This is a genomic window from Algoriphagus pacificus (assembly GCF_017254845.1).
In the GTDB taxonomy this organism is placed as follows: domain Bacteria; phylum Bacteroidota; class Bacteroidia; order Cytophagales; family Cyclobacteriaceae; genus Algoriphagus; species Algoriphagus pacificus.
This window is the reverse complement of the sequence record NZ_JAFKCU010000003.1, coordinates 583,793-598,404: the sequence shown is the minus strand read 5'-3', so window position 1 is coordinate 598,404 and position 14,612 is coordinate 583,793. Positions and strand designations below refer to the sequence as shown.

Below are 14,612 nucleotides of genomic sequence, written 5' to 3'. Positions count from 1 at the left end.
TTGATGGTTTCATATGATTTTGATTAGGCAATAAATCTTAACTCCTTGTATTTCAAGATAAGACAAATACTGATAGTTTGTATCTCTTGAAAAGAGTGATTCAAATTAGTTTTAGCAATTTCAAGTTGAAATAGATTAGATCTTATGGCTTAAATCGAAAGAAGAAATCCTCAATTAAAAAATGGAATTGTGAATTCTAAAAAATGAAAATGTTTGACAACTGAAGTACACTCGATTTTTTCCTAAATTCCTTCTCAAATCAAAACCCCCATGATCGACTTAATTCAAAATTTCCTTTCTGAAAATGCCCCGTTAAAAAGCAATTCCAAAACTGTTGGTTTCATTTCAGTTGAAGGAACTCCCGTGGAAATGCCCTTTACTTTTATAAATGGAGTTAAACCTGGAAAATCAATTTTGATAACTGGAGGAGTTCATGGTGGAGAATATCCCTGCATAGAAACTGCAATTCAGCTTGCTAATGAATTAGAACCTGCTTCCATAAAAGGCACTATTCTGATAATCCATCCAGTAAATCCGGCAGCATTCCTTGCCAGAATGCAGTATTACGGTCCTTATGATGGGAAAAATCTAAACCGGGTTTTTCCTGGTAAAGCGACTGGTACAGTCAGTGAGCGGATTGCTTATCAGGTTCATCAGTTCCAGCAAGCAGCAGATTTTTATCTGGATTTGCATGGAGGAGATATTCACGAGGCCTTGGTGCCTTTTGTGATTTATTCCAAATTGGGTAGTCCTGAAAAGTCAGAAGAAGCTAGACTTGCCTCTGCCCTTTTGGGTTTTCCTTATGTGGTAGGTTCAGTTTCTGAAAATGGCTCGATTGGAGCTGCTGCCAAAGCTGGAACTCCAGGATTCTTGGCAGAATTGGGACAATGCGGACGCTGGAGTTTCGCAGAAGTTGATCAATACAAAGCAGCAGTACTGAATGTACTTCGATCTTTTGAGGTCATTCCAGGAGAAGTTCAACATTCAAACGTAGAGTTTTTGGATAAAATGTTGGTTACTACGGCTACCGCCGAAGGTTGCTGGTATCCTGCTGTTCACCTGGAGCAAAGAGTAATTAAAGGTGAGAAACTGGGTGAGATCAGGGATTTTTTTGGCAAGGTTAAAGCAGAATACTTCGCGGATGCAGATGGTATTGTGCTGTATTTAGTTACTTCACTGGCTATCATGGAAAATGATCCATTGGCAGCAATTGGTGTCTCTATTTGATTTTCAAAATGAAGTAAACCCATTTCAGTATCAGCATCTTCATTTACAATTCTTTCAATTGTTTAGAATAAAATGAGGCTCTTTTGACTATTGGGTTTAAAACATTTTTGGATGCAGATTGTATCTAATATCAAACCTTAGATATTAAATCTTTCCTGTACGAATAGTACCATAACTGTGGTATGTTCTTTGCAACTTTTACCCTGATGCAACACAGAAATAAAATAATTGCGGGTGCTTTGGTATTGGCTGGATTTGTAGCTCTTTTCGCCTTTGAGGACAAAGCCATTCGCTCAAAAGATAACTCTCCTTTCTTCTCTCCTGGAATCAATCAGAAAATGCAAAATGCCTTTCTGGACGTTTGGCAGCACTATACTTCTTTGCATAGATATAGCTTTGAGGTAATCCAAAAAGAGCTTGGTTCTTCAACGATGGAAGCTCGTCCAGTCATCGATCTAAGCCAGGTTTTTGGAAAAAAACGCGGCTATCGCTTGAATGTCGCGGAGAAGGTTATGGACTCTGGTGATTTGGATGTAGGTGATCTTCCCTATGATGTTTTAAAGGGTTGGTTTGCCCATGAATTAGGTCACATTGTTGACTATGAAAAACACTCAAATCTGGGAATGATTGGATTCGGAATCAAATACTTGATATCGGATAAATTCAAGCGAGAAAGAGAACATGAAGCAGATAGTATAGCCATCCGTCATGGTTTCAAACCAGAAATCATTGCAGCTAAAAAGTACATTCTTGAAAATGATTTTATTTCCCCTAACTACCAAAATCAAATCAAGAAATATTACATGTCGATCAGTGGCGCAGAACTTTGCCCCGAGGAAAGAAAACAGGCACTTCCTAAGCTTGAGCTATAAACTCTAAAAGGCTTTTCATTTTTTCTTCTTTCATCACTTTGGGGGTCTTTGTTTGACCTCCTTTTTTATTGGTCGTGCCTAGAAAATCAGTGTATTGTTCTTTCGAAATCACTTGTACTTGAATGTCTTTCAGAGCTTTAGATCTAGCAACTCCATAATTTTTGTTGGCAGCTTTTAGCAATTCGTCTAACTCTTCCGCTAGACCATTTGCCTGAATTTCGCTTACCAAAATCCATTGATGAATGTATTCTCCAGCTTCATTTTTGATGGCGGCGACCATATACTCATTGAAGGTAGAATCATGCTTTTCTGCCAGTTCTAAAATTGCTTTATCCATCTTTTCCTCTGACAATTGAGAGCCTACCACATTTAGGAAAAATTTGGTTCTACCTGTAATTTTGATCTGTGGAGGATCCATACTTTCGAAGCGTATAACATCACCGATAACATAGCGCCAAGCACCGGCACAAGAGCTCAATAAAAGCACATATTCCTGTCCAGTTTCCACCTCCCCGATTCCTAAAACCAAGGGATCGCTCAGCAGTTCGCCTGTCTCATCTACTCCACGCTTATCAAATGGAATAAATTCAAAAAAGTAACCATGATTTAGCGCTAATTTCATATTCATCGTGCCTGGCATAGCAGTGTATGCGATGAATCCTTCCGAAGCCAAATAAGTATCCAAAACGGTGATGGGTTTTCCGCAAATAGCATCAAAATCCTCCCGGTAAGTTTCGAATGCAACCCCACCAGAAGCATAAACCTGAAAATTAGGCCATATTTCATGAATATGCTTCAGCTGGTGTTTTTCAATGATGCGTTTCAACATCAACAAGACCCAAGAAGGAATTCCTGCTATGGCGCCGATATTCCACTCCGGCGCTTGCTCTGCTATCGCATCTACTCGCTCATCCCAGTCAGAAATAGCCGCAATCTCTTTTCCCGGTCTGTAGAAAATGTCGTACCAATCGGGGAAATTACTCACATTGATCCCTGAGATTTCTCCTTCTTCAAAACCCTGATTATTTTTTTCCAGATTGGCAGAACTGCTTAGCATTAAAATTTCTGATTCGAATAATGTTTCAGGAAAGTCAAACTCATGCAATGCGTTTAGTTGGGAAGTACCAACCGATTTCATGGTAGCTAAAAACTCTTTGGTAATAGGAATTCGCTTGCTGCTTTTGCCGGTTGTGCCACTGCTTCTAGCAAAAAAATCAGGTTTACCAGGCCAAGTAATATCCGGGAAACGCTCTTGTTTTGACCACCATTGGGCATGCATCTGCTCATACTTGAATATTGGAACTTCTTTTTGGAAGTTTTTGACTAGGTCATCTGAATTCAAAATTTCTTCGAAGCCATGGTACTTTCCAAATGCAGTATCCTTTGCTTTGCTTAGTAATTCCCGAAGTTGATTTTCCTGTAATTCCTGAGGATTTTCCTCCGTTGATTGAAGTTTTGCAGAAAGGTCAATTCCTGCTTTTATGAGTTTCCCGATGATGGCCATACATTGATTTTTCCTGTAAAGGAATCAAAGGGCATGCCTTCTAAAAATAGGATTTTAGATATTCGATTTAGGATGTGCAAAATCAGATTTCGGATTTTAAGATTTCTGATAACTGAACACTGCTCAATGTATCCTGCCTACTTCTTTGATATTTCAGTTGCAAATACATCCAATTGACTTAATTTTGATTTTCAATTTTGATTTATGACTGAAGAATCCGCATCACTTAATTTTATTGAACAAATCATTGCAGACGATTTGGCCGCAGGCTTTGATCCGAAAAAACTTCGGTTCAGATTTCCTCCTGAGCCAAATGGTTATTTGCACATCGGCCATGCAGCTTCCATCTGTCTGAATTTTGGACTGGGTGAGAAGCACAATGCTCCCGTCAACCTTCGTTTTGATGATACCAATCCAAGTAAAGAAGAGCAGGAATATGTGGATGCCATCAAATATGATGTGCAGTGGCTGGGTTTCCAATGGGCACAGGAATGTTATTCCTCTGACTATTTCCAGCAGATGTATGATTGGGCGATACAATTGATCAAAGAAGGAAAGGCTTATGTGGATCAGCAGTCTGCTGAAGCGATGGCAGAGCAAAAAGGGACACCAACTACTCCTGGAGTGGCTAGCCCCTATCGCGATCGTTCCGTAGAAGAGAATCTTGATTTGTTTGAGCGGATGAAAGCTGGAGAGTTTGAGCAAGGAACCTATGTGCTTCGTGCCAAAATCGATATGGCTTCACCTAATATGTTGATGCGTGATCCGCTATTGTATAGAATTGTGCGTAAGGCTCATCACCGAACAGGAACTGATTGGTGCATCTATCCTATGTACGATTGGGCACATGGAGAGTCAGATTACATTGAGCAGGTTTCACATTCACTTTGTACACTGGAATTCAAAATGCACCGGGAATTGTATGATTGGTTTTTGGATCAAATCTATGACCCAGCCTTGTTGAGACCCAAGCAGCGTGAATTTGCCAGAAGGAATCTGAGCTACACCGTGATGAGTAAGCGGAAATTGCTCGAACTCGTTCAAACAAAGACTGTTTCGGGTTGGGATGATCCACGAATGCCTACTATTTCTGGCTTGAGAAGAAGAGGTTATACCCCTGAATCTATTCGTCATTTCAGTGAATTATCCGGAATTTCCAAGCGAGATTCTGTCACTGATGTTTCCTTATTGGAATATTGTATTCGAGAAGACTTAAATAAAACGGCTACACGAGTGATGGCCGTTCTAGATCCTGTGAAGTTGGTAATTACCAATTATCCTGAAGGAAAAACTGAAATGCTAACTGCAGAAAACAACCCTGAGGATCCTAATTCAGGAACCCATGAGGTACCGTTTTCTAGAGAGTTATACATTGAGCGTGAGGATTTCAAAGAAGAAGCAGGAAGTAAGTTTTTCCGCTTGACATTGGGAAATGAAGTTCGTCTGAAAAGTGCTTACATTATCAAAGGAGATTCTGTTGTAAAGGATCAAGATGGTAACATTACTGAGATTCATTGTACAGCAGATTTGGATTCCAGATCTGGAAGTGGCACAGAAGCTAGTATGAGGAAAGTAAAAGGAACGCTTCATTGGGTTTCTATCCAACATGCGATTACAGCTGAAGTCCGTGAATATGATCGTCTTTTCTTGGACGAAGCACCGGATAGCCATGAGGACAAAAACTTTATGGAATTCGTTAATCCGGAATCTTTGAAAGTGATCAAAGAAGCTTATTTGGAGCCTTTTTTAAAAGAAGCAACCTTGGATGATAAGTACCAATTCCAAAGATTAGGTTATTTCACTTTGGACAAGGATTCAACGGCTGATCAACTGGTTTTCAATAAAACAGTTGGCTTGAGAGACTCATGGGCAAAACAAGCTCCTACTCCTGCGACTCAAGCAAATCAGCCAGCAAAACAAGACAAGCCCGTTGCAAATAATCAGCAAGGTCAAAGAAGTGCTATTAATGAAATTCAAAAGATAGCGAAGAAATACACCAACCTATCAGGTGATAAACTGGCTGCTGCTAAAGCTGATATTGCCAAGCTCGCGGAAGAGGTTACCTATGAGGAATTGGAACCTTTGTTTAATACTGCAGCTAAGAAAGTCGGAACTCGAATTGGTGTTATGATTGCCTTGGGTGTCTTATTGAATAAAGGTCAAGAAAGAAATGCTGAAATTGATGCTTTTATCTCTAATGCCTTAACAGATGAAAATGAGCAGTTGGTAGAAGAAGCAAAGGCAATAAATTAATGATTAACAAACTGTAAATCAGTAATCAATATTCGATTTTAAATAGTAAAAAAACGCTCGTTAGTTTATTCCAGCGAGCGTTTTTCTTTTAGGTGTACTTGAAGACAGATATTTTAGATCCTTGTTTCTTCTCAAGAAAACAGATGTTTCATTTCCTCCCGCTTCATCCGGGCAATCGGAACTTGGCTAAGATCATCCATCAGGAAATATCCTCCTTCAGTTTTCACATATTTTTTGACATGTTTCATATTAACCAAATGAGATTGGTGGGTTCGGAAAAATCGTTGATCCTTCAACAGTTTTTCAAAGAATCCCAAATTCCCAGAAAGTAAAACCGGTGGATCATGTTCCAAAAAGACCTTAGTATAGTTTGCCTCAGCCTGCAAACGGACGATCTCATTCACTCTTGCGAAGATAATTTCATCTTGGGTGGCAAGAGCTATTCTTCGATCTTCCTCATTTGTCATGTTAAAATTCAAAAGATCTAGTTTTTCTTTTTGCTTGTATGTTTCATCCAGTTTTTGAACAGCAGTGACAAGCTCTTTGGGGTCCACCGGTTTCAAAATATAATCCAAAGCACTGTATTTGATGGCTTTTAAAGCATAGGCATCGTAGGCAGTGACGAAGATGATTTTAAAATCAATTTCATCCAGCTCATTCAAAAAGTCAAAACCATTTCCTCCTGGCATTTCAATGTCCAAAAAGACCACATCAGGCTTGACTTTTTTGAGCTTTCCCAGTGCTTCAGAGGATGATGCAGCTTCTTCGATGCCGTCGATCATTGGGCAATGCTTTTGAAGCAAGCTGGTCAAAAGTTCGCGATTACCTGCCTCATCATCTATTATAAGTGCTTGATACTTCATTATTCTAAAGGAAGTTTGATCTTTACTAGGACTCCATTGCTATCTGTTCTGTTCCTTAATTCAACGGAAGCATCACCATCATATAGCTTATTCAAATAATGCATTCTTTCCTCTCCAAGAATCAATCCTGTCGAATCTGAATTGGGTTTCGAAAGCCCCGGACCATTGTCTAAAATATCAATTTCCAATGTATTATTTGATTGCTTGATTTCAATTTGGATAATCCCTGCCTTTCCCAAGGCAGATACACCGTGTTTTACGGCATTTTCAACATAGGGCTGGAGCAACATGACTGGAACCAAAGCGCTTTTTGAGACATTCTCTGCAACATTGATATGGCTAGAAAATGAAAACCGTAATTGTTCGAGTTCCAAATAAACCTTGATCAAGTCTAACTCTTCTTCTAGCTCATGAAATTGACTATCTGAGGAGGCCAAAACTTTCCGAAGAAGTTTAGATAGTTTTGAGATGTACGTGTTGGCTGTATCGTTTTTTTGTTGACTTACTAAGTTTTGAATAGAATTCAACGCGTTGAAAAGGAAATGAGGATTCAATTGTGCGCGGATTGCTTTTAGTTCAGCTTCAGACAATTGCTTTGACCATTCAAGTTGCTGTTGCTGCTTTTTTTGCCTATTTCTATATCCAATGAAAAATATACTCCCCAAAAGAATCGCAAATATTAAAGTGCCCCCAATAATGGCAGGAGTTTCAAGCCACCAGGGTTTTAGAATAGTGAAGGAATAACGAAGTGAAATTTCTTCTGGGGCACCTTCAAAAGGTTGGACGTAAAAAGTATAATTTCCAGCAGGTAGATCTTCGTAGAGAAATAAGGAAAATGGGTTTTCCGGATCATATACTTGTGGTTCTTGGTGAAAACCAATTAACTGAACTTTTGCATCTTCTGTCAATTGATCAATTACAAAATAGAGCCCATTATCCTCATAGGGGAATTCTGGATCAACGGGTATTCCACGCTCATTAAGTTCATGGATATATTCCACACCTGCCCAGTTGTATTGTGAAGAATCGGGGTAAGATTCAAAGATGTTTTGAAACTGGTATGCAACAAAATTGCTGAAATATTCCGCTGGATATAGATCAGAAAGTTCCAATGTAGCATATCCAACCTTCCAGGAAATTGTCAGGGTATCTCCCACCCTTTCATCTATGAACTTATAGCTTTGTTCTGATCCTGGCGAGGAACTCATACTAAACCCATTCATTTTTGATTTAGGACGATTGATGTATTGAACCTTATTGTTAAGGACCAAGGCGATATCTGTAGATTGAATGGAATCAGTGTTGAAACCTACTGAACTTCCTTCGGGAATAATCAAATTGATTGGAAGGTTGGTTTCTGGTTCAAATCCATCACAGAGACTATCAATTGGATATTCTGTTTGGTCTTTATAGACTCGAATTCCAACTTTTAGATTTCCTTTTTCTACAAAATGTAATTGTGCTTGCAGGTTGAACGCCAGCAGCAATAAGTATATGCTAAAGATTAATTTTTTCATTTTTGGATAGTTTTTATCCACATAGGCAGTTCCTTGGAAACTGTCCTAATGTGAAAATATGGCTTTTATTTTAATTCGGATTTGAGAAGTATTTCCTTCCCATAAATGGATTGTTGGATTGGAAAGGGAAACCAAAACCTAGGTGCTGTTATAAAAGAGGGTATTTTCCATAATTTGAGCGTTTATTTTTCTTCAAATCTGGCATTACCTTCTTTAACAAGTTTCGATCAATGTAGCTTTGGGAGAAGTGAATGTATATCCGGCAAAAATGTATTCAGGGAAGGCTGGATTTGTATAGGTTTTTAAAGAATTTCCGATATTTAGTTGAAAATCAATAATTTGATTAATTAATTTTTGAAATGTCTTCAACTTCGAATTTTCAGGGGAAAGTAATCTGGATCACAGGAGCATCCTCTGGGATTGGTGAGGAAATGTGCTATCAGTTTTCAAAGCTTGGAGCCTTGCTGATTATTTCGGCAAGAAATGAAGGAAAGTTAAGACGAGTAAATGCCCAACTTCCAAGGAATCCTGGTTCAGCATTAGTACTTCCGCTAGACTTGGAAAATGTCTCAGAACTGCCTTCAAAAGTTCAGTTAGCAATTGATTTTATGGGTAGAATCGACATTCTGGTAAATAATGCAGGAATAGCAATTCGGGATTTTGTAAAAAATACTGAGATTGATATTGACCAGAAGCTGATGAATATCAACTATTTCGGTCCAGTAGCACTGACCAAAGGTCTGCTCCCCTATTTTGAAGCCCAAAAATCCGGACATATAGTAGTGATCAGTAGTCTTTCGGGGAAGTATGGAGTTCCAAAGTTGGGGGCTTATTCAGCTCCAAAACATGCATTGCATGGCTTTTTTGAATCTTTGAGAAGTGAATCTGTAGAATCTGGAATATTCATTTCTATAGTTATTCCCGGGATAATACAGACAGACATTACCGCTCATGCAGTTTTGGGAAAAGGGGAAAATTATGGAAAAGTGGAAACGGCATTTAAAAATGCTTATCCGGTAGAAAAAGCTGTCAAGAAAATCATCCAGGCAATTCAAAATCACAAAGAGGAATTTTACGTGGGAGGAACTGAAGGCTTTACACTTTGGCTAAACCGTTTCTCCCCTTGGTTACTGAGAAGGTTTATTCGAAATCATCCACTTAAGAAAATGAGGAAGCTAAAAAAGAGTTTGATTTTTTGGTCCTAGAAATTATAGATTAAGCTTTAAGTATCGTTTTTTAACTATCTGAAAAACAGTGATATATTTTTATTGAAACAGTACCCAGCTATCACTATTTCCTGGCACCGTCACTTCAATCTCAACGGAATAATCTCTATTCAAAGTAAGGTCTTTTTCACCTCCTGTTGAGAAGGTAGCTATTGTCTGGTAAGTAAGTCCCGTATAATAGAGGGGCACTTTTATGGTTTTGGTGATGGCGTGATCCGTTGGGTTATACACCACCAACATCCCCTTTTCCTTTCCATTTGGATTTACATTCAGCCAATAATCCAGATCATTTCCAGTAGCTCTTTTTAAATGGATGATATCACCTTCCAAAACTTCTCGATGTGTTTTGTACCAATCAACCATTCCTTTGACCATGTTTTTGGTTTCTTCAGTATCAAAAAGTCTTGGACCTCGGTAACAAGCCTGAACCCCTGCTCCTAGGTTGCTGGCCATCATCATTTCATAATGAGCTAAATGCTCGTTCAACGGTTCAATAGTCGCTGCTTCTCCACCTCCATGGTATTCCGTGAGGGGCACAAACATCCAGCCCATGGTAGAAGTCTTTTCCCATGTTCCATCAAAAATATTCTGACGGGCATGAACCAACTGCTCGTTTCTAGGTAAACTCCAGTTTACTTCCCGATATCCCATAGCAATTTTACTTCCTCCAGTCATGAAGTAATAGTCAGGGATGTTTAAGTAAATACCTTTTGACCTACTCCATCGATAAAATTCAGAAATAGTGCGGTATTGATTCCATCTGCTGTCTGCTAAACCTTTGTGACCGGGATGATCCTCAGAGGCACAAACATCTCCTGGGTAAGAACCATCATGTTCCAGAAGGGAAAATCCTGACTTTTCGTAGAAATTATAAAGCTTTGCGAAGTAAGCTTGTCCCCATTCACTTTCTATACATGGGGAATTTCCAAAAGTTGGTTTCATGCCATCTGGCATAACAACATCATTTTTGACATCAATTTTCCGTGAAGCCAATAGCGAATATCCACCAATTTCTACCCCTTTATTCTTTGCATAATCGGCATAGCGCTTCATTTCAGCGATGTATTCCTCGCTATCATCTTCAATATTAAAACCGCTTCCAAAAGTCAAAATCACCATTTCAAAACCCACTTCAGAAGCTTGATCAATTGCTGTTTTTACCCGTTCCCAATCTGCAAAGCGAGCGTGCATCATTAGGGGATTCTCTGTAGTCCAAGGAGCCAAAGTTTTATACATTTTGCGCATGGCCAAACCCTTTCTTTCCCGATCATAACTGTCGTACAAAAGCACAAATGTTCTAAAACTGCTAAAGTCCTTTCCTGGTTCTAGATCCTGGTCTGGACCGTATTCAGGACTTACTTTCAATAAGGAAGGCGTTTGTCTAAGGTAATTTACCTGGGTGGAATATTCTGGGTCCGGCTGCCAATGGACCACATGTGCATTTGCATCGTCGGCAGACATGCTAGAAAAAGCCATATCTGTTTCTACATGAATGTTTGGCTTTTTGATCACCGTGCTTTCCCTGAGTTCAACTTTAGATTCATATTCAACAGCTGCAATGATTTCGCTGGTAAAATCTTCAACAGTGATCTGTTTATTGCTTTTATTGGAAACAGTCATCCATTTACCGAAGACCGGAATCCCATCATATAACTCATAATGGACGGAAACCAAGACATCATTAGGATCCAATTGGCTTTCTGATTGGAGATCAATGGCGGAATACATAGCGAAATCCAACATTTGTAGACGAACAAGCTCTCCTGGATCTGAGCTGTCTTTTCCTTCCCCTTTTACATCGGTTTTTCCAATGCGTACTTTTTCCGGCATTGAAACAAACTTGGGTAATTTTTCGATCGTTCTCCAATCACCGTCTTTTGGCTTTGCTTCACAATAAACCGCATCATCTGTGATTCTAAATCTGAGAGTCCAAGGCATATTCAAGTTTAACTTTTGCCTTCCGCCAGCTGCTTGGATTTCCTTTTCTCCATCCCATAACCCAAACATAGGAACCTCATCGTCATACGAATTTCCTCCTGGTCTAAGGTAGAATTTGATAGTCCTATCTGGCCAGACTAAGGTAATTCCGGGTCCATATTCTTTTGATTTATCTGTTCCAACAGAAAATGTGGCTTCAATAATTCTGGCATCATCAGACACCTCCCTTTCTAAATAGACAGTGGTATTTTCTGGTGTATATATTTCACCGATTTTACCTTCATTTTGATAAGAAGAACGAGGATGTGATTGGGAAATATGAGTACTCCAATCAGAATCCAGGGAATTAAACTCAGTTTGATAGATTACTTTCCTTCCAAGAAAACTAGGCAAAGCATCATTAGAACTCAAAATGCTTCTTTGCTCGGGTAATTTGTAGTCAAATTTTATGTGAACCCCTTTAGGTGGCCAAGGAGCATCTTTTGATCCATATCTAACTCTTGCCCACTCAAATGGAGCCTCAACTTCAAGAATTTCATGACCGACATATTGCATGGAAGAAGGAGAATTCTTCAACTGATCAATCCATTCTTCTTTCAGGAATGCATAATTAGGCTGTCCTTTTAATCCTCCGACTTCGTAATTAACTCCATTGATTTTTACTTCCGCTTCTGGCTTTACCCCTCTCAAAAATGATTCTCCGCTTACCAGATTATCCAGTTGGATAGTTGCAGCGTTTGGGGAAACCTTGAGGACTCTTTTGACCAAACCATTGCTTATTTCGATTCGGTCCCCTGTCTCAATTACCTTTGCTTTAAAGCTGGAATTATCAATCAACCAATCGCTTTGGGAAAAGCTTTTGCTGCCGATTAAAAAGAAAAAGGTGAAGAAAGTGAGTGAAAGTTTAAGGAAGGTTATTTTCATTTTGAGAAAGATGAGTTTTAACAAAGAAAGCCATGAAAAAACATTTCCAAAAGAAAGTAGAACATGTATTCATTTCAAATGAAAATTTTTAGAAAAGTTAGTCAGTTCTTTTCCCTAGATTCTTGATCTAACAAAAAAGCGGACTCAATCTTAAATTGAATCCGCTTTCTGTTTAATGATAATTTCTAAAACTGCCTAAGAAGCTTGAATTACCAGATTTTGATTCTTTCATTTTCAGCCTTGTAGTTTTTGTCTGTTGGTTGAATGTCGAATGCTTGGTAAAACGGCTCGAAATTCATCAAAGGACCATTGACACGCCAGATTGCAGGGGAATGTGAATTTGTATTGACATAAGTTCTCATATACTCATCTCGAGTCTTCACTCTCCAGATATTTGCAATTGACAAACAGAATCGCTGATCTGGAGTGTAACCGTCGATTTTAGTGGTGTCTTGACCTTGTTCAGTCATTTTGAAGGCATCATAAGCGATATAAATTCCTCCATTGTCAGCCGTATTTTCTCCAATGGTCATGGCTCCTTTGACGTGAACCGAGTCCAAAACAGTGAAAGTATCATAGCGCTCGATCATCTGCTGAGTCTTTGCTTTAAATTTAGAGTAATCTTCCTCAGTCCACCAATTTTTCACGTTTCCTTCCTTATCGAACTGGGCACCCTGATCATCAAAAGCATGGGTTAGCTCATGGCCGATTACCATTCCTATTCCACCGTAATTCACGGCATCATCTGCATACAGGTCGAAATATGGATATTGCAAAATTCCAGCAGGGAATACGATTTCATTTAGGGAAGGATTGTAATAGGCGGTTACGGTGCTTGGAGTAGTTCCCCATTCTTCCCGATTAGGTTCCTTTCCAAACTTTTCCAATTCGTAGCGGCTTGCATCTTTTCTCAAGGCAAGAACATTTTCGAAATATTTGTTACGAGAAATGCTCACAGGATATTCTCTCCATTCGTCTGGATATCCGATTTTCTTGGTGATCGCGTACAGCTTTTCTTTTGCCTGCGCTTTAGTGCTGTCGCTCATCCAGTCCAGCTTGTTGATTCGATTTTCAAATGCCTTCTGAAGGTTATTTACCAAATCTAAAACCCGCTTTTTCGCATCTTCATTGAAATACCGCTTTACGTAAAGTTGTCCCAAGTCAAAGCCAAGCTGTCTATCCACTTGCTGAACCATTTGTTGAGCTCTAGTCAATTGCTTCGATTGACCAGAAACTACCTTATTATATTCAAAAGAGGCATTTTCAAATGGAGTACTTAAGAAACTTGCGTAAGTAGAAAGGGTGTGTGCCTTTAAATAAGTTTTCCAATCGCTAAGGGGAACTGATTGCAAAAGGCTGTTTAACTTATCGTAATAGGCAGGCTGGCGAACGTCCACTGAATCTGCATCCAAGCCTAATTCCTCTAGAATAGAAGCAAGTCTTAAATTTGGATCTTTCTTTTCAATGTCTGAAACTGCTAGTTTGTGGTAGTTTTCTTTGACCTGGCGTCGTTCTACCCTCGTCTTATGGGATTCTGCCAAAGCTTTTTCAATGCCATAAACCACAGTTGCTGCATTCTCGGCCTCTTGTACACTACTTCCAGTTAATTCAAATAATTGAGAAATGTAGGTTTGATAGGCATTTTGAATAGCCAAAGTGGAGGAATCCGTTTTGAAATAGTAATCTCTATCTGGTAGACCAATGCCTGTTTGGCTCAAATGGACGATGTTGATGCTACTGTTTTCATCATCAGGAGAAATCCTCAAACCTATCAAGGTCTGATTATTTGACTTCAGTTCAGTTGCGATGAACTGCATCATTTCCTTCTGATCTTGAATCCCTTCAATTTGATCCAAAATAGGAATTAAAGGTTCATAGCCTCTCGCATTGATAGCACTTGTATCCATCCCGGAGGCGTAAAAATCGCCTACTTTCTGTTCAATCGAACCAGTTGGATGAGTTTCTTGAGAAGCTTCAGTCAGGATATTTTCCAACAGCTGTTTTTGAGGAGTATTCAGGAAAGAATACGAGCCTACTCCTACCTGGTCATCCGCGATTTTGGCAGTATCATACCAGGTGCCATTGACATGCATGAAGAAATTATCGCCCGGTCTGATGGAAGGATTGATTTCATCTACTTTGATGAAATGAGTTTCTGTTTTGTTTTCTTGATCTTCCGGGCCACAGGCCAAAAGCAGGAAGAAAGAAGCATATACAAGTTTTCGCATGGATAAGTGGTTTTTTAGCAAGTTAAATGAAAATCAGGATTACTCTTTTTCCATTTATAA

At 39.2% G+C, this 14,612-nt stretch carries 9 protein-coding genes; 4 read left to right on the top strand and 5 right to left on the bottom strand.

Going from position 1 to position 14,612, the window contains the following annotated elements:
* Positions 1 to 270: 270 nt before the first annotated feature.
* Positions 271 to 1,227: a succinylglutamate desuccinylase/aspartoacylase family protein gene (locus tag J0A69_RS15090; RefSeq protein WP_206587438.1), complete on the top strand. Its 957-nt coding sequence runs from the start codon at positions 271 to 273 to the stop codon at positions 1,225 to 1,227.
* Between the two features lie 206 nt (positions 1,228 to 1,433).
* A complete protein-coding gene (locus J0A69_RS15085) occupies positions 1,434 to 2,099 on the top strand; it encodes a M48 family metalloprotease (protein WP_206587437.1) in 666 nt (221 codons plus the stop codon).
* On the opposite strand, the gene J0A69_RS15080 is transcribed toward J0A69_RS15085, so the two are convergent.
* The gene (locus J0A69_RS15080; RefSeq protein WP_206587436.1) at positions 2,083 to 3,603 is read right to left on the bottom strand and encodes a GH3 family domain-containing protein; all 1,521 of its coding nucleotides are present in this window, start codon (positions 3,601 to 3,603) and stop codon (positions 2,083 to 2,085) included. The two genes, J0A69_RS15085 and J0A69_RS15080, sit on opposite strands and share 17 nt — an antisense overlap.
* Positions 3,604 to 3,807: 204 nt before the next feature.
* Here J0A69_RS15080 and J0A69_RS15075 point away from each other — a divergent pair, with 204 nt between their 5' ends.
* Positions 3,808 to 5,856 (top strand): glutamine--tRNA ligase/YqeY domain fusion protein, encoded by a 2,049-nt coding sequence (locus J0A69_RS15075; protein ID WP_206587435.1) that lies wholly within the window; start codon positions 3,808 to 3,810, stop codon positions 5,854 to 5,856.
* Positions 5,857 to 5,987: 131 nt separating this feature from the next.
* Here J0A69_RS15075 and J0A69_RS15070 read toward each other — a convergent pair whose 3' ends face one another.
* Together J0A69_RS15070 and J0A69_RS15065 are read right to left on the bottom strand one after the other, a co-directional pair.
* Complete coding sequence (locus J0A69_RS15070; RefSeq protein ID WP_206587434.1) at positions 5,988 to 6,719, bottom strand: LytR/AlgR family response regulator transcription factor; 732 nt, start codon at positions 6,717 to 6,719, stop codon at positions 5,988 to 5,990.
* The gene (locus tag J0A69_RS15065) at positions 6,719 to 8,236 is read right to left on the bottom strand and encodes a sensor histidine kinase (RefSeq protein ID WP_206587433.1); all 1,518 of its coding nucleotides are present in this window, start codon (positions 8,234 to 8,236) and stop codon (positions 6,719 to 6,721) included. The genes J0A69_RS15070 and J0A69_RS15065 overlap by 1 nt, the downstream gene beginning before the upstream one ends.
* A gap of 359 nt (positions 8,237 to 8,595) precedes the next feature.
* Between J0A69_RS15065 and J0A69_RS15060 the strand changes: the two genes are divergently transcribed.
* The gene (locus tag J0A69_RS15060; protein WP_206587432.1) at positions 8,596 to 9,441 is read left to right on the top strand and encodes an SDR family oxidoreductase; all 846 of its coding nucleotides are present in this window, start codon (positions 8,596 to 8,598) and stop codon (positions 9,439 to 9,441) included.
* Between the two features lie 60 nt (positions 9,442 to 9,501).
* On the opposite strand, the gene J0A69_RS15055 is transcribed toward J0A69_RS15060, so the two are convergent.
* On the bottom strand, positions 9,502 to 12,324 hold the full coding sequence (locus tag J0A69_RS15055; protein WP_206587431.1) for a hypothetical protein: 2,823 nt from the start codon (positions 12,322 to 12,324) through the stop codon (positions 9,502 to 9,504).
* A 209-nt stretch (positions 12,325 to 12,533) separates the two neighbouring features.
* Positions 12,534 to 14,552 (bottom strand): M13 family metallopeptidase, encoded by a 2,019-nt coding sequence (locus tag J0A69_RS15050; RefSeq protein WP_206587430.1) that lies wholly within the window; start codon positions 14,550 to 14,552, stop codon positions 12,534 to 12,536.
* Positions 14,553 to 14,612 lie beyond the last annotated feature (60 nt).